21 protein-coding genes and 1 riboswitch are annotated in these 19,275 nt (G+C 71.7%); of the genes, 11 read left to right on the top strand and 10 right to left on the bottom strand.

All coding sequences use genetic code 11. From position 1 onward, the window contains the following. Positions 1-168: 168 nt before the first annotated feature. From MXD57_RS08360 to MXD57_RS08340, 6 genes are all read left to right on the top strand, one after another. The gene (locus MXD57_RS08360) at positions 169-1,587 is read left to right on the top strand and encodes an amino acid permease (protein WP_250400675.1); all 1,419 of its coding nucleotides are present in this window, start codon (positions 169-171) and stop codon (positions 1,585-1,587) included. 146 nt (positions 1,588-1,733) lie between these two features. After that, positions 1,734-2,156, top strand: coding sequence for a Mov34/MPN/PAD-1 family protein (locus MXD57_RS08355; RefSeq protein WP_250400674.1), 423 nt, complete (start codon positions 1,734-1,736; stop codon positions 2,154-2,156). Positions 2,157-2,256: 100 nt separating this feature from the next. Further along, complete coding sequence (locus MXD57_RS31975) at positions 2,257-2,352, top strand: putative leader peptide (RefSeq protein WP_351665262.1); 96 nt, start codon at positions 2,257-2,259, stop codon at positions 2,350-2,352. Positions 2,353-2,470: 118 nt separating this feature from the next. Continuing rightward, complete coding sequence (locus MXD57_RS08350; RefSeq protein WP_250400673.1) at positions 2,471-2,803, top strand: MoaD/ThiS family protein; 333 nt, start codon at positions 2,471-2,473, stop codon at positions 2,801-2,803. A gap of 5 nt (positions 2,804-2,808) precedes the next feature. After that, the gene (locus MXD57_RS08345; RefSeq protein ID WP_250400672.1) at positions 2,809-3,759 is read left to right on the top strand and encodes a PLP-dependent cysteine synthase family protein; all 951 of its coding nucleotides are present in this window, start codon (positions 2,809-2,811) and stop codon (positions 3,757-3,759) included. Between the two features lie 115 nt (positions 3,760-3,874). Then, on the top strand, positions 3,875-4,345 hold the full coding sequence (locus MXD57_RS08340; protein ID WP_250400671.1) for a hypothetical protein: 471 nt from the start codon (positions 3,875-3,877) through the stop codon (positions 4,343-4,345). Positions 4,346-4,359: 14 nt separating this feature from the next. Here the strand turns inward: MXD57_RS08340 and MXD57_RS08335 are convergent, their stop codons facing one another. Continuing rightward, positions 4,360-4,818: a type II toxin-antitoxin system PemK/MazF family toxin gene (locus tag MXD57_RS08335; protein ID WP_250400670.1), complete on the bottom strand. Its 459-nt coding sequence runs from the start codon at positions 4,816-4,818 to the stop codon at positions 4,360-4,362. 240 nt (positions 4,819-5,058) lie between these two features. Here MXD57_RS08335 and MXD57_RS08330 point away from each other — a divergent pair, with 240 nt between their 5' ends. Next, entirely contained in the window at positions 5,059-5,811 is a 753-nt protein-coding gene (locus tag MXD57_RS08330) for an MBL fold metallo-hydrolase (protein ID WP_250400669.1), read from the top strand. A gap of 68 nt (positions 5,812-5,879) precedes the next feature. On the opposite strand, the gene MXD57_RS08325 is transcribed toward MXD57_RS08330, so the two are convergent. Then, a complete protein-coding gene (locus MXD57_RS08325) occupies positions 5,880-7,145 on the bottom strand; it encodes a PTS transporter subunit EIIC (protein ID WP_250400668.1) in 1,266 nt (421 codons plus the stop codon). 169 nt (positions 7,146-7,314) lie between these two features. Next, entirely contained in the window at positions 7,315-8,604 is a 1,290-nt protein-coding gene (locus MXD57_RS08320) for a PTS transporter subunit EIIC (RefSeq protein WP_250400667.1), read from the bottom strand. A gap of 222 nt (positions 8,605-8,826) precedes the next feature. Here MXD57_RS08320 and MXD57_RS08315 point away from each other — a divergent pair, with 222 nt between their 5' ends. From MXD57_RS08315 to MXD57_RS08305, 3 genes are all read left to right on the top strand, one after another. Continuing rightward, positions 8,827-9,060 (top strand): glucose PTS transporter subunit EIIB, encoded by a 234-nt coding sequence (locus MXD57_RS08315; protein WP_199210715.1) that lies wholly within the window; start codon positions 8,827-8,829, stop codon positions 9,058-9,060. A gap of 77 nt (positions 9,061-9,137) precedes the next feature. Continuing rightward, positions 9,138-9,875 carry a ribonuclease PH gene (gene rph / locus MXD57_RS08310; RefSeq protein WP_250400666.1) on the top strand — a complete coding sequence of 246 codons (738 nt, stop codon included), beginning with the start codon at positions 9,138-9,140 and terminating at the stop codon, positions 9,873-9,875. 126 nt (positions 9,876-10,001) lie between these two features. Continuing rightward, positions 10,002-10,403, top strand: coding sequence for a hypothetical protein (locus MXD57_RS08305; RefSeq protein WP_250400665.1), 402 nt, complete (start codon positions 10,002-10,004; stop codon positions 10,401-10,403). A gap of 277 nt (positions 10,404-10,680) precedes the next feature. Here the strand turns inward: MXD57_RS08305 and MXD57_RS08300 are convergent, their stop codons facing one another. Genes MXD57_RS08300 through MXD57_RS08285 form a run of 4 tightly spaced genes read right to left on the bottom strand, consistent with a single transcriptional unit; the run spans position 10,681 to position 14,001 of the window. Then, positions 10,681-11,409 carry a DUF1707 SHOCT-like domain-containing protein gene (locus MXD57_RS08300; RefSeq protein WP_250400664.1) on the bottom strand — a complete coding sequence of 243 codons (729 nt, stop codon included), beginning with the start codon at positions 11,407-11,409 and terminating at the stop codon, positions 10,681-10,683. Between the two features lie 9 nt (positions 11,410-11,418). Beyond that, positions 11,419-12,426, bottom strand: coding sequence for an ABC transporter ATP-binding protein (locus MXD57_RS08295; RefSeq protein ID WP_250400663.1), 1,008 nt, complete (start codon positions 12,424-12,426; stop codon positions 11,419-11,421). After that, positions 12,384-13,151, bottom strand: coding sequence for an ABC transporter permease (locus MXD57_RS08290; protein WP_250400709.1), 768 nt, complete (start codon positions 13,149-13,151; stop codon positions 12,384-12,386). The genes MXD57_RS08295 and MXD57_RS08290 overlap by 43 nt, the downstream gene beginning before the upstream one ends. Positions 13,152-13,200: 49 nt before the next feature. Next, positions 13,201-14,001, bottom strand: a complete 801-nt coding sequence (locus MXD57_RS08285; RefSeq protein WP_250400662.1) for an ABC transporter permease — start codon at positions 13,999-14,001, stop codon at positions 13,201-13,203. A gap of 1,455 nt (positions 14,002-15,456) precedes the next feature. Between MXD57_RS08285 and MXD57_RS08280 the strand changes: the two genes are divergently transcribed. Next, positions 15,457-18,003, top strand: a complete 2,547-nt coding sequence (locus MXD57_RS08280; RefSeq protein WP_284505267.1) for a transglycosylase domain-containing protein — start codon at positions 15,457-15,459, stop codon at positions 18,001-18,003. A gap of 9 nt (positions 18,004-18,012) precedes the next feature. Here the strand turns inward: MXD57_RS08280 and MXD57_RS08275 are convergent, their stop codons facing one another. The 3 genes from MXD57_RS08275 to MXD57_RS08265 all read right to left on the bottom strand — a co-directional run bounded on the left by MXD57_RS08275 (position 18,013) and on the right by MXD57_RS08265 (position 19,197). Next, positions 18,013-18,333, bottom strand: coding sequence for a DMT family transporter (locus tag MXD57_RS08275; protein ID WP_250400661.1), 321 nt, complete (start codon positions 18,331-18,333; stop codon positions 18,013-18,015). Positions 18,334-18,366: 33 nt separating this feature from the next. Next, positions 18,367-18,433: riboswitch (guanidine-III (ykkC-III) riboswitch) on the bottom strand. Between the two features lie 19 nt (positions 18,434-18,452). Next, complete coding sequence (locus MXD57_RS08270) at positions 18,453-18,755, bottom strand: GroES family chaperonin (RefSeq protein ID WP_250400707.1); 303 nt, start codon at positions 18,753-18,755, stop codon at positions 18,453-18,455. A gap of 112 nt (positions 18,756-18,867) precedes the next feature. Beyond that, positions 18,868-19,197, bottom strand: coding sequence for a DUF3618 domain-containing protein (locus MXD57_RS08265; protein ID WP_199210710.1), 330 nt, complete (start codon positions 19,195-19,197; stop codon positions 18,868-18,870). Between the last annotated feature and the right edge of the window lie 78 nt (positions 19,198-19,275).

Below are 19,275 nucleotides of genomic sequence, written 5' to 3'. Positions count from 1 at the left end.
CGGCCGACACCACCCATGTCCGGCCGGGTGCGCCACCGAGCCGGCAACCGCCGGCCAGGCACGGGCGGGCTCCCGCAGCTCCGCCCAGCTCCATCAATCCGGGGGGATCGAAACCCGATCCGAGGCCGACGCAAGGCCTGGGTCGGCATGGAGAAAGGCGCACCACACATGGCCTCCGAGAGGGTCACGGAAACCCCTGAAGAGGGGTACGAACGCGGGCTCGGCAGCCGTCAGGTCCAGATGATCGCCATTGGCGGCGCCATCGGCGTCGGCCTGTTCCTGGGAGCCGGGGCGAACATCGCCAAGGCCGGTCCCAGCCTCATCCTCATGTACGCCCTCGCCGGCGTGATCATCTTCTTCATCATGCGGGCCCTGGGCGAGCTGCTGCTCTACCGTCCCGTCTCCGGCTCCTTCGCCGAGTACTCCCGCGAGTTCCTCGGCCCGTTCTTCGGCTACTTCACCGGCTGGACGTACTGGCTGATGTGGGTGGTCACCGGCATGGCCGAGCTGACGGCCGCCGCCATCTACGTCAACTACTGGTTCCCGGCCGTCCCGCAGTGGGTCACGGCACTGGTCTTCCTGGTGGTCCTGTTCGTGGCCAACCTGATCTCGGTCAAGCTGTTCGGCGAGATCGAGTTCTGGTTCTCCATGGTCAAGGTCACCGCCCTGATCGGCATGATCGTGATCGGTCTGGGCGTGCTCACCTTCGGCTTCAGCGCCGCCGGTGACACCGCGCACGTGGCGAACCTGTGGCAGTTCGACGGCTTCTTCCCGAAGGGCGTCGGCTCCTCGCTGATGACGCTGCAGGGCGTGATGTTCGCCTACCTCGCCGTCGAGCTGGTCGGCGTCACCGCGGGCGAGTCCGAGAACCCGGAGAAGACCCTCCCCAAGGCGATCAACACCCTGCCGTGGCGCATCGCCCTGTTCTACGTGGGCGCCCTCACCGTCATCCTGTGCGTGGTCAAGTGGACCGAGTTCGCCGAGGGTGTCAGTCCCTTCGTGAAGGCGTTCGCGGTCATCGGCATCCCGGCCGGCGCCGGCATCGTCAACTTCGTGGTGCTCACCGCGGCCCTGTCCTCCTGCAACTCGGGCATGTACTCCACCGGCCGCATGCTGCGCACCCTGGCCGACAACGGCGAGGCCCCGCGCGTCTTCGCGAAGCTGTCGACGACCAAGACCCCGGCGCTCGGCATCACCGTGTCGATGCTGTTCATGGGGATCGGCGTGATCCTCAACTACGTCGTCCCGGAGAAGGCCTTCGGCTACGTCACCTCCGTGGCCACCGCGGCCGGCATCTGGACCTGGCTGATGATCCTGGTCAGCCACGTCCTCTACCGCCGCGCGGTCGACGCGGGGCGGCTGCCCGCGTCCTCCTTCCCGGCGCCGGGCGGCGCGGTGTGCTCGTACATCGCCATCGTCTTCCTGCTCTTCGTCACCGGCCTGATCGCCTACGACGCCGACTCCCGGATCTGCCTGTACGTGATGGCCGGCTGGGCGATCGCGCTCGGCATCGGCTGGAGGGTCATGAAGAACCGCGCGCCGCAGGTCACGGACCGCGACGAGCAGGTGTTCGAGAAGGTCGGCTGACCAGGGCGGAAACCCCTCCCCCAGGACGTCCGGTCGCCGGGAGTACTCGTGGCAGTCCCGGCCGCCGCCGCTCAGGGCGTCCACCATGTGGGCCGCCCCGTACCGAACCTCGGTACGGGGTGGCTCCTCTGCTTATCCTGGCCCCCATGCTGACCATCACCCAGGCCCTGTACGACCAGATCGTCGCCCACGCGCGCGAGGACCACCCCGACGAGGCGTGCGGCGTCGTCGCGGGCCCGGTGGGCGCCGGCCGCCCGGAGCGCTTCATCCCGATGCTGAACGCGGCCCGCTCGCCCACCTTCTACGAGTTCGACTCGCAGGACCTGCTGAAGCTCTACCGCGAGATGGACGACCGCGACGAGGAGCCGGTGATCATCTACCACTCCCACACCGCGACCGAGGCCCATCCCTCCCGCACCGACATCGGCTACGCCAACGAGCCCGGCGCCCACTACGTCCTCGTCTCCACCGCCGACACCGACGGCCTCGGCGATTTCCAGTTCCGCTCCTTCCGCATCCTCGACGGCGAGGTCACGGAGGAGGAGGTCACGGTCGTCCAGGCGTACTGACAGGTGCGCTGATCTCGGAAGTCTCATCCACTGGCCGGCGATCATCCGAAGTGTGGGACGACACTCCGGAGATGGGGGCGGGAATCGATACGATGACCTCATGGTTATCCGAGACGTGAGCGACAAGACGCCGGGCATGCTGCTCGTGGCGCGGCTGCACGTCGACCTGTGCAGGCTGGCCAGCGCCATCTGTTGACGCAACGCGCCCCTGCCGCCGTACGGCCATGAGCCGACGGCGCCCCCTCCCGCGTACACGAGACGCCCGCGCTGTCGCGCCCACCGACCTGACTCATTCCGACAGGAGCCCTGACGCCATGGCCATCGAGGTCCGCATCCCGACCATCCTCCGCACGTACACCGACGGCCAGAAGGCCGTGGAGGGCACCGGGGACACCCTCGCCGACCTGTTCACCGACCTGGAGTCCCGGCACCCGGGCATCCAGGCCCGTATCGTGGACGGCGAGCAGCTTCGCCGGTTCGTGAACGTCTACCTGAACGACGAGGACGTGCGTTTCCTCGACGGCATCTCCACCAAGCTGGCCGACGGCGACAGCGTGACGATCCTGCCGGCGGTCGCCGGCGGATCCGCCGCCGCGGAGGCCCGCCCGGCCGGGGTCGCGGTCGGGCGGCGGGCCGGAACGGCCTGATCCCCATGCGCTACGACTCCCCGCTGGCCGCGGTGGGCAACACCCCCCTGGTGCGCCTGCCGCGGCTCTCGCCGTCCGACGACGTCCGCATCTGGGCCAAGCTGGAGGACCGCAACCCCACCGGTTCGGTCAAGGACCGCCCGGCCCTGCACATGATCGAGCAGGCGGAGAAGGACGGCCGGCTGACCCCGGGCTGCACCATCCTCGAGCCCACCTCGGGCAACACCGGCATCTCCCTCGCCATGGCCGCCAGGCTCAGGGGCTACCGCATGGTGTGCGTGATGCCGGAGAACACCTCGCAGGAGCGTCGTGACCTGCTCGCCATGTGGGGCGCCGAGATCATCTCCTCCCCGGCCGCCGGCGGCTCCAACACCGCCGTGCGCGTCGCCAAGGAACTCTCCGCCGAGCATCCCGACTGGGTGATGCTCTACCAGTACGGCAACCCGGACAACGCGGGCGCCCACTACGCCACGACCGGCCCGGAGATCCTCGCCGACCTGCCCTCCGTCACCCACTTCGTCGCGGGCCTCGGCACCACCGGCACCCTCATGGGCGTCGGGCGCTACCTGCGCGATCACAAGCCGGACGTCAAGATCGTCGCCGCCGAACCGCGCTACGACGACCTCGTCTACGGGCTGCGCAACCTCGACGAGGGCTTCGTCCCCGAGCTGTACGACGCCTCGGTCCTCACCACCCGCTTCTCGGTGGGCTCCGCCGACGCGGTCACCCGCACCCGTGAACTCCTCCAGCAGGAGGGCATCTTCGCGGGTGTCTCCACGGGTGCCGCCCTGCACGCGGCGATCGGCGTCGGCAGGAAGGCCGTCAAGGCCGGCGAGAGCGCCGACATCGTCTTCGTCGTGGCCGACGGCGGCTGGAAGTACCTCTCCACCGGCGTCTACACCGCCGCCACCACCGAAGAGGCCATCGAGACCCTGCACGGCCAGCTCTGGGCATAGGTCCGTGCGCCCGCCGGGGAATTCCGCCCTCCGTGCGCGGGATCCGTCCGCGCCGCTGCCACGTCACATCGGTACCAGCGGCCGGACGGCCGGCCACGGACGAAAGGCGGACCCCATGCGTCGAACGACGACCCTCGCCCTCGCGGCAGCCGCGCTGCTCCTCGCGGGCTGCGGCTCGCAGAGCGGCGGGGACGGCGGGGACGACACCGGGGGCGGCAGCGGCCGGGTGTCACCGTCGGCGAGCGGCTCGCCGGCCTCCGGCGGGTGCGTCTCCCACGCGGAGCTGACCGCCGCCGACGACGGCCACACCGTCTGCCTGACCGGGGGCGGTGAGCTGCGGCTCACCCTCGACGGCACCAAGGAGCGCCCCTGGAGGCCGGTCGCGGCCGACGGCCCCGCCCTGGAGGCGATCAACTCGGGCTTCGTCATCCAGCCGGGCGACGCCACCGCCGCCTACCGGGCGAAGGCCGCCGGCACCACGAAACTCACGTCCTCCCGGCCCCTGTGTCCCGAGCCCACGGCCTCCGGCCAGGTCTCCTGCAAGGGCCTGCAGGAGTGGACGGTCACGGTGACGGTCCGCCCGTAGCCGCTCGGCCCCGCTCAGCCCGCGAGGTGGCGCACCTGGTCCCACAGGACCGGGTCGACCACGCCCACCCGGCGCCGGAAGTCCCCCACCGGCACCTCCCGCAGCTCGTCGGTCTGCAGGAAGCTGGGCCGCCCGTGCGCGTCGCCGACCGCGCCGGGCGGCAGCGGGATGACCCCGGCGCGCTCGTCGTGGTACTTGCTGGTGATCTTCGCCACCGTGGCCCGGTTGCCGCGCACGGCCAGCACCAGACAGGGGCGGTCCTTGGCCTCCGCCCGGTCCTCGTAGGGCACGTTCGCCCACCAGATGTCCCCGGGGCGCGGGCGTGTCAGGGTCCGGTCCCGGGCCCCCGGGCGTCCGGGCGGCCGCAGTCTGCGCCCGCGGGGCCGCCGGCTCCGCCCCCAGCCGTCGACGAGCGTGGCGACCAGCGCCAGCAGTACCACCGCCGCGAGCGCCAGCCACCAGGACGTGTCCATGAGGACGACGTTACCGGCGCGCGAACGACAACGCGCGCCCTCCTCTGTTCTCACGCGCTCCTGGTCCAGCCGAACCGGTGACAGCGCAGGTGAGTTCGCCCACAACGGCCCCTGGTGGAGGAGCGACCCGTGCTTTTGCGCCTTACGCTCGACGGACCGCACGACCCCCCTCTGCCATGCCCCGGCCCGTTGTGCCGGCTCCCCGCCCGCCGCCTTTCTGCCAACGGAGGTTTCTGCTTCATGAAGCTCACCGTCGTCGGCTGCTCGGGGTCGTTCCCCTCCGCGGAATCGGCCTGCTCGAGCTACCTCGTCGAGGCCGACGGCTTCCGGCTGCTCCTCGACATGGGCAACGGCGCCCTCGGCGAGCTGCAGCGCCACTGCGGTCTCTACGACCTCGACGCGATCTTCCTGAGCCATCTGCACGTCGACCACTGCATCGACATGTGCGCCTACTTCGTCGCGCGCTACTACCGCTTCGACGGCGGCCGCTGCGCCCCGATCCCGGTCTACGGCCCCGAGGGCACCGAGCACCGCCTGACCACGGCCTACGCCGACACCCCCTCCGCCTCGTCCATGAGCGAGGTCTTCGACTTCCACACGGTCAAGCCGTCCACGTTCGAGATCGGCCCGTTCCGCGTGCACACCGAGCGGGTGCGGCACCCCGTGGAGGCGTACGGGATCCGGATCGAGCACGGCGGCAAGGTGCTGACGTACTCCGGCGACACGGGAGTCACCGCGGCGCTGGACGAGCTGGCCCGGGACGCGGACCTGTTCCTGTGCGAGGCCGCGTTCACGTACGGCAAGGAGGACATCCCGGACCTGCACCTCAACGGCCGGGAGGCCGGCGAGACGGCGGCCCGCGCGAACGCCCGCCACCTGGTCCTCACCCACATCCCGCCCTGGACCGATCCCCAGCTCAACGCGGCCCACGCCCGAGAGGTCTTCACCGGCCGGGTGGACCTGGCGGTCCCGGGAACGACGTACGAGATCTGACCCCTGGTACACGTGGAAGGGCCCCGGAGTCGATCGGCTCCGGGGCCCTTCCACGCGTACCAGGGAGGCTACTTGGCCTCCGCCTTCTGCAGCTCGGCCAGTTCCTCGTCGGACTCGCGGCCCGGTGTCGGCAGGTTGAACCTGATGATGGCGAAGCGGAAGATCACGTAGTAGACGACCGCGAAGCACAGCCCGACCAGGACCAGGCCCCAGGGGTTGGTCGCGATGCCCAGGTTCAGGCCGAAGTCGACCACGCCCGCGGAGAACCCGAATCCGTCCTTCATGCCCAGCGCCCAGGTCAGCGCCAGCGCGACCCCGGTGAGGACCGCGTGGATGCCGTACAGGACCGGCGCGATGAACATGAAGGTGAACTCGATCGGCTCGGTCACACCGGTCACGAACGAGGTCAGCGCGATCGAGAACATCATGCCGCCGACCACCTTGCGGCGCTCCGGACGGGCGCAGTGCACGATGGCCAGGCAGGCCGCCGGGAGGCCGAACATCATGATCGGGAAGAAACCGGTCATGAACTGGCCGGCGGCCGGGTCGCCGGCCAGGAAGCGGGCGATGTCGCCGCTCTTGCCGTGGTAGTCGCCGGCCTGGAACCACGGGAACGAGTTGAGCAGGTGGTGCATGCCGATCGGGATCAGCGCGCGGTTGGCCACACCGAAGATGCCCGCCCCGACCGCGCCCGACCCGACCAGCCACTCACCGAAGTTGTGCAGACCGGTGCCCAGGACCGGCCAGATGTAGCCGAACACGATGCCGAGGACCAGACCGGCGAAGGCCGACAGGATCGGCACCAGGCGCCGGCCGCCGAAGAAGCCCGCCCAGTCGGGCAGCTTGGTGCGGTAGAAGCGCTGGTAGATCAGGGCGACCACGATGCCCATCACGACGCCGCCGAGGACCTTGGCGTCCACCGGAGCGTCCACCATGACGACCTTGCCGTCGACGGCGGTCGCCACCTTCGGGAGGTTCTTGTCGGTGAACGTGCCCAGCACGTTCTTGAAGACCAGGTAGCCGACCACCGCCGCGAGCGCCGTCGAGCCGTCCGACTTCCTGGCGAAACCGATGGCGATGCCCACGGCGAAGAGCAGCGCCATGTTGTCGAGGATCGCGTTCCCGCCGGCGGCCATGAAGCCCGCGGTCTTCGTCAGGAACGTGGGGAACGACGGGCGCCCCAGCATGTCGGTGTTGCCGAGGCGCACCAGCAGGGCGGCGGCCGGCAGGACCGCCACCGGCAGCATGAGGCTGCGGCCGATGCGCTGCAGCACAGCCATCGCGCCGGCGCCCTTCTTCTTCTCGGCCGCGGGAGCGGCGCTGGCCGTGGTCACAACTTCCTCCATGTGGGCATGGCGCCGCCCGTGCGTGGGGGAGGGAGGACGGCGGCGTCTCTGGTCTACACCACTCAGTGGTGTAGACCTGTTGTAGCACGATGAAGGCGGTGTAAGGAACCCGCGATTCCCGTTACCGGCGCGCTACTCGCCGTGCCCCCGAAGGCGCCTATGCCTTGGTGACGTCCTCCACCTCCTCGGCCGGCTCCCGCCCCGGTGTCCTCAGGTCGAACCTGGTGATCGCGAAGCGGAAGACCGCGTAGTACACCGCCGCGAAGCACAGGCCGATCGGGACGATGAGCCACGGCTTCGTCGCCAGGTGCCAGTTGATGACGTAGTCGATCAGGCCGGCCGAGAAGGCGAAGCCGTCGTGCACGCCCAGTGCCCACGTCACCGCCATCGAGGCCCCCGTCAGCACCGCGTGGACCGCGTACAGCGCCGGTGCGACGAACAGGAAGGAGTACTCGATCGGCTCGGTGATGCCCGTCACGAACGACGTCAGCGCCACCGACAGCATCAGTCCGCCGACCTCCTTGCGCCGCTCCGGCCGCGCGCAGTGCGTGATGGCCAGCGCCGCCGCCGGCAGCGCGAACATCATGATCGGGAAGAAGCCGGAGGTGAACTGCCCCGCGTTCGGGTCGCCCGACAGGAACATGTTGATGTCGCCGTGGACCACCGTGCCGTCGGGCTTGGTGTAGCTGCCGAACTGGAACCACAGGGGCACGTTCAGGAACTGGTGCAGCCCGATCACCAGCAGCGCCCGGTTGGCGACGCCGAACAGCCCCGCGCCCCACGAGCCCGCGTCCCGCAGCCAGTGGCCGAAGCTCTCCAGTCCGCTGCCGACCGGCGGCCAGACCCACAGGCACAGGCCCGCGAAGAGGATGGCGACGAACGACATGATGATCGGCACCAGTCGGCGGCCGTTGAAGAAGCCCAGCCAGTCCACCAGCCGGGTGCGGTGGAAGCGGGCCCAGAAGAAGGCGGCCAGCAGGCCCATCACGATGCCTCCGAAGACACCCGGGTTCTGGAAGGTGAAGGCCGTCACCGACCCGTCCGTCACCTGGCAGCCGACGTGCTCGACCGCCTTCGAGCCGGCCGGGCAGTCCTCCGGGAACTCGTGCAGCACGCCGTAGTAGACGAGGAAGCCCGCCACCGCCGCGAGCGCCGTCGACCCGTCGGCCTTCCTGGCCATGCCGATCGCCACGCCCACGCAGAACAGCAGCGGCAGCCCCAGCGAGCCGTCGAGCAGCGCGCCGCCCGCGCCCAGCATCACCTTGGCGACCGCGTTCCAGCCGAGGCCCCCCTCGCCGACCACGCCCGGCTGGGCCAGCCCGATCAGGATGCCCGCGGCCGGCAGCACCGCGATCGGCAGTTGCAGGCTGCGGCCCATCTTCTGCAGGCCCTGGTACAGCCGGTGCAGCCGGGCGTGCGCGGGGCCGGCCGTGCTGTCGGCGCTCATCGGCGTCCTCCCTGAACCACTCGGACTCGGAGTCCCGCCCGGCGGCCGAACCGCTCGGCGCGCAAGCCGGTTTGGCTGTCGTCCACCCGGTGGTGTAGACCAGTCGGCGGACGGTTCCGCTGTGGTGATCGCCATCATTGGGCACGTACCGCACGGCCGCTCGCGAAGATGGGCCAACTGTGGGTTACTGCGACAAAGCGGTTCGGATCAGGGAGAAGCAACATGGCCAGCAAGGCTGAGAAGATCGTCGCCGGCCTCGGCGGCATCGAGAACATCGAGGAGATCGAGGGCTGCATCACCCGGCTCCGCACCGAGGTCTCCGACCCCTCGCTCGTCGACGACACCGCCCTGAAGGCCGCCGGCGCCCACGGCGTCGTCAAGATGGGCACCGCCATCCAGGTCGTCATCGGTACCGACGCCGACCCGATCGCCGCGGAGATCGAAGACATGATGTGAGCCCCGCGGTTCACCTGGAAGGGGCACTTCCCGATGCGGGAGCGGCCCCTTCCGCGCGTACGGCTAGGCTCGTCCGCATGTCTCGAATCGACGGCCGCACCCCCGAACAACTCCGCCCGGTCACCATCGAACGCGGCTGGAGCAAGCACGCCGAGGGCTCCGTCCTCGTCTCCTTCGGCGACACCAAGGTCTTCTGCACCGCCTCCGTCACCGAAGGAGTCCCGCGCTGGCGCAAGGGCAGCGGCGAGGGCTGGGTCACCGCCGAGTACGCCATGCTGCCCCGCGCCACCAACACGCGCGGCGACCGCGAGTCCGTCAAGGGCCGGATCGGCGGTCGCACCCACGAGATCTCCCGGCTCATCGGCCGCTCCCTGCGCGCCGTCATCGACTACAAGGCGCTCGGCGAGAACACCGTCGTCCTCGACTGCGACGTCCTCCAGGCCGACGGCGGCACCCGCACCGCCGCCATCACCGGCGCCTACGTCGCCCTGGCCGACGCCGTCGCCTGGGCCCAGGGCCGCAAGCTGATCAAGGCCGGCCGGCAGCCGCTCACCGGAACCGTCAGCGCCGTCTCCGTCGGCATCGTCGGCGGGGTGCCCCTCCTCGACCTCTGCTACGAGGAGGACGTCCGTGCCGAGACCGACATGAACGTCGTCTGCACCGGTGACGGCCGCTTCGTCGAGGTCCAGGGCACCGCCGAGGCCGAGCCGTTCGCCCGCGACGAGCTCAACGCCCTGCTCGACCTCGCCGTGGCCGGCTGCGACCAGCTCGCCGCGGCCCAGCGCGCGGCCCTGGCGGCCGCCCTCGCACAGTAGAGGGACCGCCGAAGAAGCCGGAACGCGGGGGCAACCCCCGCATCCCTCCCGACGTCCGTATGGGTACGGGCGCGCGGCCCACCGTCACGCGCCCGGCCAGCCGTACCAGGGGAGGGACACCACACCATGGCCGCCAGCCGACGCCGCAGACGGCTCACCGCCGTCGCCGCCGCCCTAGCGACCGCCGCGCTGACCGCCGGCCTCACCACCGGCTGCGACGCCGTGCACAAGGCCCTGGACTGCGTACAGACCGCCGACTCCATCGCCGACGGCGTCACCGACCTCCAGCAGGCCGTGGAGAACGCCGGCGACGACCCCGCCCGGGCCGACGCCTCCCTCGACTCCATCGAGAGGAACCTGGACAAGATCGGCGACAGGACCGGCGACACCGACATCGACGAGGCCGTCGACGGCCTCTCCAAGGCCGTCGACAACGTCCGTACCGCCATCGAGAACGGCGACCGGACCCCCGACGTCGGCCCCGTCACGGACGCCGCGGGCGAACTGACCAAGGTCTGCACCTCGTAGAAGCGGACCGCCGGAGCCCGGGGGGAGTGCGCCGAGCACCCCCGCGCCGGGCCCGGCACCGCCCCGGAGCCGGCCACGCGCCGGCCACCAGGGCCCCTCGTGCGCGCCAGGCCCTGGTGCCGCGACCGCAAGGGTTCACCGGCTCGCGGCGCCCGGCACGGCACCTCGCCGCGTTGTCGCTTCACCCGAGTACGTCCGGTACGCGGGCGATGCTCCACCTTGCGCTGCACCGCACGGGACGCCGCGAGCTTTCCGGCAAACCCTTCCGGTCACAGCACTAGCGGTCCCGCCGCCGCTCCTCGCGCCGTTCCCGCTGCAGTTCGTGCCGGGCCTCCCTGCGCTCCAGCCGCTCCTGCCGGCGCTGCTCCCTCAGCCGCTGCCGCTCGGCCCGCGTCACCTTGCGCTCGACGCCCACCCCGCCCCAGAACGCGAAGCCGCCGACGACCACCCGCGGGGCGCCCGGATCCGGCGGGCCGTCGTCGCGCGGATGCTCGAAGCCGCCCATCACACCGATGCCCCGGACCACCACCTCGACGCCCGGCGGCACGATCACCTGCACCCCGCCCATGACCGCCACGCAGTTGATCTCCACCTCGCGGTCCGCGAAGTTCGCCTCCCGGAGGTCGATCTCGCCGCCGCCCATGAAGGCGAAGCAGTTGAACCGCTTCGGCACCGTCCAGCGGCCCCTGCGTTCGAACCCCGACAGCACCGCGAACCCGCCCGTCGAGGAGGCCTCGCCCCCGACGATCCGGGCCGCCCAGCCGCCCTGCTCCACGGGCGCCTTCGAGAACGAGACGGGTGCGGGCGCCGCCGCGCCGCCGGCCGGCAGATCGCGGGTGATCGGCGTCAGCTCACCGTACGTACGCGCCTGGTACGTCGCCTCCAGCCGTTCTTCGAACTCCCCCATGTCCAGGCGCCCTTCGGCGAGGGCGTCGCGCAGGACCTCGGCGACCCGCTCGCGGTCGGCGTCGGACGCCCGGAGGTCCGGGACTGCGTCGTCGGTCATGGCAGCAGCCTACGAGACCGCCTTCTCGGCGTACATCTTCGCGATGACCGCCTCGATGTCCGGCTCCCGCACCGACAGGTCCACCAGCGGGTACTCGGCCGCGATGTGCGCCACCAGCGGCGCCGCCGACCGCCCGGCCGGGAACGCCAGCCACTGCCGCGGACCCGCCACCCGCACCACCCGGCACGAGGGCGCCTCGATCGGCGGCAGCTCCCGCTCCAGGTCCACCACCAGCGTGCGCTCGCCCTCCCCGGCCTCGTGCAGCCCGGCCAGGGCACCGTCGTACATCAGCCGCCCGTGGTCGATCACCATCACCCGCGAGCACAACTGCTCGATGTCCTGCAGGTCGTGCGTCGTCAGCAGCACCGTCGTACCGCTCCCGGCGTTCAGCTCCTTCAGGAAGCCCCGCACCTTGGCCTTGGACACCACGTCCAGACCGATCGTCGGCTCGTCCAGGTAGAGCACCTCCGGATCGTGCAGCAGGGCCGCCGCGATGTCCCCGCGCATCCGCTGCCCGAGCGACAGCTGCCGCACCGGAACGTCCAGCAGCGCGCCCAGTTCCAGCAGTTCGACACAGCGCTCCAGGTTCTCCCGGTAACGGGCGTCCGGGATCCGGTACATCCGGTGCGCCAGCCGGTAGGAGTCGATCAGCGGCAGGTCCCACCACAGCGTCGTCCGCTGCCCGAACACCACGCCGATCCGGTGCGCCAGCCTGGTCCGGTCCCGCGACGGATCGATCCCCGCCACCCGCAGCCGGCCGGCGCTCGGCATGAGGATCCCGGTCAGCATCTTGACCGTCGTCGACTTCCCGGCTCCGTTCGGGCCGATGTAGCCGACCATCTCGCCGCGCGCCACGGTGAACGAGAGGGAGTCCACCGCCCGGACCTGCCGCTTGACCCGCTTCATGAACCCGGTCCTCCGGCGCACCTCGAAGACCTTCTCGACCCTGTCCACCTCGATGAACGCGTCCACCGCTAACTCCCTGTACTCCGATACGACCGAAGGCCCGCCCGCCACGCCAGCGCCGCCGCCGCGCAGCACCCCACCGCCACCAGCGGCGGTGCGAAGGCCGCCCACCGGGGCAGCCCGCCCAGCGGGTACGGCCGCCCCAGCACATAGGCGGCCGGCACCCAGTTGACGAAGGCCAGCGGGAACATGAAGGTCACCCCCCGCACCAGCTCCTTGCCGAACACCGTCGGCGGGTACTGCAGCAGCGTCTGGCCGCCGTACGTGAACGCGTGCTGCACCTCGGACGCGTCCTGCGCCACGAACTGGAAGGCCGCCCCCGCCACGAACACCGCGGAGAAGATCGCACCACCGCAGACCAGCATCCCCGGCACCATCAGCGCCTTGACCGGTGTCCAGGCGATGTCCGACGCGATGAGCGCGTAGCCCAGCACCAGCGATCCCTGGGCGACCCGGCCGATCCGGCGCAGCGCGAACCGGTCGGCGGCGACCTGCGCCAGCACCGGCGCGGGCCGCACCAGCAGAATGTCGAGGGTTCCGTCGCGCACCCGGCGGCCCAGCCGGTCGGCCGAACCGATCGCCAGGTCCGCGAGACCGAAGGACGTCGCCGACAGCCCGTACAGGAACGCCACCTCGGGCAGCGAGTAGCCGCCGAGGACGTCCACCCGGGAGAACATCAGGACGATCGTCACGAAGTCCAGTCCGGTCACGACCAGCCCGCCGAACGCGGTCATCGCGAAGGAGGCCCGGTAGGTCAGCGTGGAGCGGACCCACATCCCCGCGATCAGCCGGTAGGCGCGCAGCCCCTCGGTCAGCGGCCGGTACTCACCCACCCTGGACCACCACCCGCCGGGCCGCCGCCGTCTGCAGCAGCCGTCCCGCCGCCAGCAGCACCACCGCCCAGGCCCCCTGGAAGAGGAACGAGGGGAGCGGGGCGGCCGTCCCCATCAGCACATCCGCCGGCACCTGGACCTGCGCCGCCCACGGCAGCGCCCGTACGATCTCGCCGAGCGTCCCGGGGAAGGCGTTCAGCGGCAGTGTCATCCCCGAGCAGAAGATGCCGGTGACCATCAGCGCCTGCAGCGCCCCGGTGCCGTCTATCAGCCAGAACCCGGTCAGTGCCACCAGGTAGCGGATGCCGAAGCTGACGACCATCGCGAGCGCCACGGAGACCAGGAACGCCGACCAGGTCCCCACGTCGTCGGGCAGCGCCGTCTCGAAGACCAGCGCGCCGAAGGCGAACGGGACCACCCCGCGCCCGAGCAACTGGAACAGTGCCCGGCCCAAGTCGTTGGCCAGCCACCACCCTTGCAGGTCCACCGGCCGGTAGAGGTCGATCGCGACCTCGCCCGTGCGGATGCGCTCCATGAACTCGACCTCGAAGCCGCCCCCTTGGATCGCCAGCGTCGCGTACAGGGCCTGCCCCAGCCAGACGAACGTGACGGCCTGGGCCTGGTCGTAGCCCCCGAGATGCGGCTTCTCCTCCCACAACGCCAGATAGGTGTAGACGAGGATCAGCCCGAAGGCCGTGTTCGTGAACACCCCTGCCGCAGTGGCCGCCCGATACGTCGCGTACCGTCTGAATCCCCCCGTCGCGACTGCGGCGTACAACCGTCCCGCGCCCACGTCAGTCAACCTCCCCGGGCCGCTCGACACCGAAGCGCAGGAGCCTAGTCCTGAGGCCCGCGACCGGCGACGCATTTTCGTGCCGGAAGCGTGCCGGGATCCGGGAACGGATCGCCAGGTGCGAGAGTCTTCCAACCGGGGGCAGAAGGCGTACGAGGCGTACGGGAAACGTACGACGCGAAACAGGAGTCCGTGCACGACATGAGCGACGAGCCGCAGCCGCAGCAGCCGAACGAGGGCGGGGCACCGGAACGACCGCTGCCGGCTGCAGGGCCCGCACGATCCGGTGAGGCCGCCGGCGGTGCCGGCGCAGACAGCCGGCCCGCAGACGGCGACGGCCGGGACCGGGGCAGCAGCAAGGACCGGCCGGGGTCGAATCAGGACCAGGGCCGGGGCCAGGGCCGGAACACGGACCGGGAAGCCGCGGCCGCCGGGCCCAACCGGGGTGGCCGGGAGGAGAAGGCCGGATCGCCGGTCGACGGCACCCTTGGCGGTCAGTCGTCTTCGGCCGCCGGCGCGGACCAGGCCGCCCGGGCCCGCCGCGCGGCCCTGGCCGCCCAGATGGGCCGGGCCGCCCGCGCGAACGGCCCGGACGCCCCGGACACCGGGGCCGGGGCGCCCCGCGAGCCGCGGTCCGGCCTGCCCGCCCAGCAGGCCGGAAGGTCCGGGGAACCGGGCGGGCCCGGGGGCGCCGAGGGCCACCGCACCGGTGTGCCCGCGCAGGCGCCGGGGAAGGGCGACGGGCCCCGGAAGCCGGAAGCCGAGGGGGCGTGGCGTCCCGGCGTACCTCAGCAGTCGGGCAAGCCGCAGGGCCCCGGCAAGCCCGAGGGCCCCGAGGGCCGGGCGGCCGGACGTGCCGACGGTTCCCCGCGCTCCGGCCTGCCCCGGCAGCCGGGGCGGTCGCCGGGGTCCGGGAAGTCCCAGGACTCCGAGCAGCGGGCGGCAGGGCGTTCCCCCGCGCCCGGGCGGCCCGGGGTGCCCGGCCAGGCGGGGGAGCCGCAGGGGCCCGCGAAGTCCGGCGCCGACGGCACCCGGAACCCGGCGGCCGAGCGGCCCGCGACCCCCCGGCGCCCCGGAGCGCCCGGCCGGGCCGGGCAGCCGCAGGAGTCCGCCCGGTCGCGGGAGACGCAGCGGCCCGGGACCGGGGAGCCCGAAGCGGCCGAGAGCACCCAGGTGCTCCGTCGCGTCGACGCATCCGGTGCCTCCGCCGCCGAGGGCGCCTCGGCGGCCCGTGAGGCGGGCGACGGGAAGACGTCCGGCGGACGGGGACCCGGGGACGCCCAGGCGCCCGAGACGACGCAGGTCCTCCGCAAGGTCAAGGCCTCCACCACGTCCGAGCCGGCCCGGCCGGGCGACGGCACCACCGCCGCGAAGAGCGACGGCCCGGCCGCCGCGCCCGGCGGCCCCAGGACGGGCCCCCGTGCCGCCACGGGAAGCGGTGCCGGCACGGCGGCCCTGGCCGCCACGGGCAGCGGCGCGGCCGAGGACGCCCCGGCCACGACGGCCGGTGGCGGCGCGGCCAAGGCCGGGGCTGCCGCCGCGGGCGCCGCCGCGTCCGCCGCAGCCACCGGGAAGACCACCGCCGCCGAATCCCCCGCCACCACCACCGACGCGGACAGCGGCGGCGGAGCCGACGGCGGCGGAGGCGGCAAGGGCAGGAAGCCCAAGCGGCCCAAGCGGACCGGGTGGCGGCGCCTCGTGCCCACCTGGCGCATGCTGCTCGGCACCTTCGTGATCGGCGTCATGCTGGTCATCGGCCTGTTCTTCCTCGGCTACTCGATGGTGCAGATCCCGTCCGCCAACGCCCTCGCGACCAAGCAGAGCAACGTCTACCTCTACGCCGACGGCTCCCAGCTCGCCCGCGACACCCGCGACAGCAAGGTCAACCGCGAGAACGTCAGCCTCGCCAAGGTCTCCAAGGCGGCCCAGCACGCCGTCCTGGCCGCCGAGGACCGCGACTTCTACTCGGAGTCCGCCGTCGACCCCAAGGCCATGCTCCGCGCCGGCTGGAACACGGCCCTGGGCAAGGGCAAGCAGTCCGGCTCGACCATCACCCAGCAGTACGTGAAGAACTACTACCTGGGCCAGGAGCAGACCGTCACCCGCAAGGCCAAGGAGTTCTTCATCTCGATGAAGCTGGACCGGGAGAAGTCCAAGGACGAGATCCTGGAGGGCTACCTCAACACCAGCTACTTCGGCCGCGGCGCCTACGGCATCCAGGCCGCCGCCCAGGCCTACTACGGCAAGGACGCCGCGGACCTCGACCCGGCCCGCGCCGCCTACCTCGCCGCCCTCGTCAACGCCCCCAGCGAGTACGACGTCGTCGCGCACCCCGAGAACAAGCCCGCCGCCGTCGCCCGCTGGAACTACGTCCTGGACGGCATGGTCAAGGAGGGCTGGCTCGACCAGGGTGAGCGCGCGGGACTGAAGTTCCCCACGACCAGGGACCAGATCGTCCCCAACGGCCTGTCCGGCCAGCGCGGCTACCTCGTCGACGCGGTCAGGAAGTACCTGATCAGCAACGACATCGTCACCTCCGACGAACTCGAGGCCGGCGGCTACCGGATCACCACCACCATCCAGAAGGGCCGGCAGAACGCCTTCGTCAAGGCCGTCGACGACCAGCTCATCTCCAAGCTCGACAAGAAGAACCGCAAGGCCGACAACTACGTCCGGGCCGGCGGCGCCTCCGTCGACCCCAAGACCGGCGAGATCGTCGCCATGTACGGCGGCATCGACTACGTGAAGCAGTACACCAACGGCGCCACCCGGGGTGACTTCCAGGTCGGCTCCACCTTCAAGCCCTTCGTGTTCACCTCGGCCGTCCAGAACAGCTCCACCACGCAGGACAGCCGGCCCATCACCCCGAACACCATCTACGACGGCACGAGCAGGCGCCCCGTGCAGGGCTGGACCGGCGGCGGCTACAGCCCGGCCAACGAGGACGAGAGGTCGTACGGCGACATCACCGTCCGCAAGGCCACCGATCTGTCGGTCAACTCCGTCTACGCCCAGATGGCCGTCGACGTCGGCCCCGCCAAGGTGAAGCAGACCGCCGTCCAGCTCGGCATCCCCGAGGGCACCAAGGACCTCCAGCCCTACCCGTCCATCGCCCTCGGCACCGCCACCGCCAGCGTCCTCGACATGGCGGAGGCCTACGCCACGCTCGCCAACCACGGTCAGCGCGCCACGTACACCATGGTCAAGAAGGTCACCAAGAACGGCACCCAGCAGATCGAGCTGCCCGAGCGGCAGACCAGGCGGGCCGTCACCCGCGAGGCCGCCGACACGACCACCTCGGTCCTGCGGAGCGTCGTCGACAACGGCACCGCCGTCGCCGCCCAGGCCGCGGGCCGTCCCGCGGCGGGCAAGACCGGCACCGCCGAGGAGGACACCGCCGCCTGGTTCGCGGGCTACACCCCGAACCTCGCCACCGTGGTCTCCGTCATGGGCCAGGACCCGGTCACCGCGGCCCACAAGTCGCTGTACTACGCCCTGGGCCAGCCCCGGATGAACGGTGGTGGCCCGCCCACCGCCATCTGGGCCCAGTACACCCGCGACGCCCTGAAGGGGAAGCCGGTCAGCGACTTCGACCTCCGGCTCCAGCCGGGCGCCGACCAGACCCAGGCCCCCGCCGACCCCACCGGCGACCCGGGCACCGGCTCCCCGGACGGCGGCGGCACCACCGGCGGGACCCCCAGCACCGACGGGGGCACCACCGGCGGGACCCCCAGCACCGACGGGGGCACCACCGGCGGCACCCCCACCACCGGCGGTACCCCCACCACCGACGGCGGCGGCACCACCACCGACGGCGGCACCACCGACGGCGGAGGCACCACCGACGGCGGGGCGACGACCACGGGCGGCGGCGCCGACGGTGGTGCGACGACCACGGGCGGTGGCACGGACACCGGCGGCGGCACCCCCGGCGGCAGCACCGGAGGAGGGCTGGACACGGGCGGCGGTACCGACACCGGGGCCACCGGGGGCCAGCAGTAGGCCCGCCCGTCAGTGACCGCCGGTCGCCTTGAGCCCCACCACGGCGACCAGCAGCAGGCAGACGAAGAAGACCCGGGCGGCGGTGACCGGCTCACCCAGCACCACCATGCCGAGCACCGCCGCCCCGGCCGCCCCGATCCCGACCCACACGCCGTAGGCCGTGCCGATCGGCAACGACCTCGCCGCGTACGACAGCAGCACCATGCTGGCCACGATCCCGGCCCCCGTGAACACACTGGGGACCGGCCGGGTGAACCCGTCGGTGTACTTCATCCCCACCGACCAGGCTACCTCGAGCAGCCCGGCGACGATCAGCAGAACCCACGCCACGACGACACACCTCCGGTGGACGAACCCATTCCTGGTGCGTCGTCTTTGCCTGCATCCCGGTACGGCGCGTCTCGTCGGGCTCCCCCGAACGTAGCAAAGCGACGGCGGCAAGCGGTACCTCAGAGGTAGAGCCCCGTGGAGTCCTCCGCGCCCTCGAAGCGGTCCGCGGCCACCGCGTGCAGATCCCGCTCCCGCATCAGCACGTACGCCACGCCCCGCACCTCGACCTCGGCCCGGTCCTCCGGGTCGAACAGCACCCGGTCGCCCGGCTCCACGGTGCGCACGTTCTGGCCCACCGCGACCACCTCGGCCCAGGCCAGCCGGCGCCCGACCGCCGCCGTGGCGGGAATCAGGATGCCGCCGCCCGACCGCCGCTCACCCTCGCCCGTCTCCTGCCTGACCAGCACCCGGTCATGCAGCATCCGAATGGGCAGCTTGTCGTGATGGGGGGTGCTCTGTACGTTTCTGTTGGCGCTCACGCTCCGAACCTACCTGCCTTCGGCGCGCCCGTACGAGCCCGGGGCGCCGAGCCGCTCAGCGGCCGCGCCGCCGCACACCCAGCGCCAGCAGCCCCACCAGGCCCACCGCGACCAGTGCCACCGGCACCACCCGCTCCAGACGCGGCGCGCCCTCCTCGTCCACGAACTGCGCCCTGACGTCACTCACCACCCGGTTGACCTGGACATACGCCCGTCCAACCGTGTGATCGAGATTGGCGACGACCTTGGCCTTGGCGTCCCCGACGATCGTCTTCGGGTGCACCCGCACCCCGATCTCGTCGAGCGTCTCGGCCAGTACTTCGCGGCGGCGCCTGATGTCCGCCTCGATCTCTGCCGGGGTTCTGGTGTCCGACGTGTCCGCCACCGTACGGCCTCCGAAGTCTCCTGATGCTGTCCTGGACAGTCTGTCAGTTCCCGGTCGGGCCGTACCGCAATGCCCCCC

Source organism: Streptomyces cellostaticus (genome assembly GCF_023630175.1).
Lineage (GTDB): Bacteria > Actinomycetota > Actinomycetes > Streptomycetales > Streptomycetaceae > Streptomyces > Streptomyces cellostaticus_A.
This window is presented reverse-complemented; position numbering and strand designations above follow the sequence as displayed.

Coding starts and splice junctions, on each gene's coding strand:
- MXD57_RS08360 (WP_250400675.1), top strand. CDS start 169: ATGGCCTCCGAGAGGGTCACGGAAACCCCTGAAGAGGGGTACGAACGC.
- MXD57_RS08355 (WP_250400674.1), top strand. CDS start 1,734: ATGCTGACCATCACCCAGGCCCTGTACGACCAGATCGTCGCCCACGCG.
- MXD57_RS31975 (WP_351665262.1), top strand. CDS start 2,257: ATGGTTATCCGAGACGTGAGCGACAAGACGCCGGGCATGCTGCTCGTG.
- MXD57_RS08350 (WP_250400673.1), top strand. CDS start 2,471: ATGGCCATCGAGGTCCGCATCCCGACCATCCTCCGCACGTACACCGAC.
- MXD57_RS08345 (WP_250400672.1), top strand. CDS start 2,809: ATGCGCTACGACTCCCCGCTGGCCGCGGTGGGCAACACCCCCCTGGTG.
- MXD57_RS08340 (WP_250400671.1), top strand. CDS start 3,875: ATGCGTCGAACGACGACCCTCGCCCTCGCGGCAGCCGCGCTGCTCCTC.
- MXD57_RS08335 (WP_250400670.1), bottom strand. CDS start 4,818: ATGGACACGTCCTGGTGGCTGGCGCTCGCGGCGGTGGTACTGCTGGCG.
- MXD57_RS08330 (WP_250400669.1), top strand. CDS start 5,059: ATGAAGCTCACCGTCGTCGGCTGCTCGGGGTCGTTCCCCTCCGCGGAA.
- MXD57_RS08320 (WP_250400667.1), bottom strand. CDS start 8,604: ATGAGCGCCGACAGCACGGCCGGCCCCGCGCACGCCCGGCTGCACCGG.
- MXD57_RS08315 (WP_199210715.1), top strand. CDS start 8,827: ATGGCCAGCAAGGCTGAGAAGATCGTCGCCGGCCTCGGCGGCATCGAG.
- rph (WP_250400666.1), top strand. CDS start 9,138: ATGTCTCGAATCGACGGCCGCACCCCCGAACAACTCCGCCCGGTCACC.
- MXD57_RS08305 (WP_250400665.1), top strand. CDS start 10,002: ATGGCCGCCAGCCGACGCCGCAGACGGCTCACCGCCGTCGCCGCCGCC.
- MXD57_RS08300 (WP_250400664.1), bottom strand. CDS start 11,409: ATGACCGACGACGCAGTCCCGGACCTCCGGGCGTCCGACGCCGACCGC.
- MXD57_RS08290 (WP_250400709.1), bottom strand. CDS start 13,151: ATGTGGGTCCGCTCCACGCTGACCTACCGGGCCTCCTTCGCGATGACC.
- MXD57_RS08270 (WP_250400707.1), bottom strand. CDS start 18,755: ATGCTGCATGACCGGGTGCTGGTCAGGCAGGAGACGGGCGAGGGTGAG.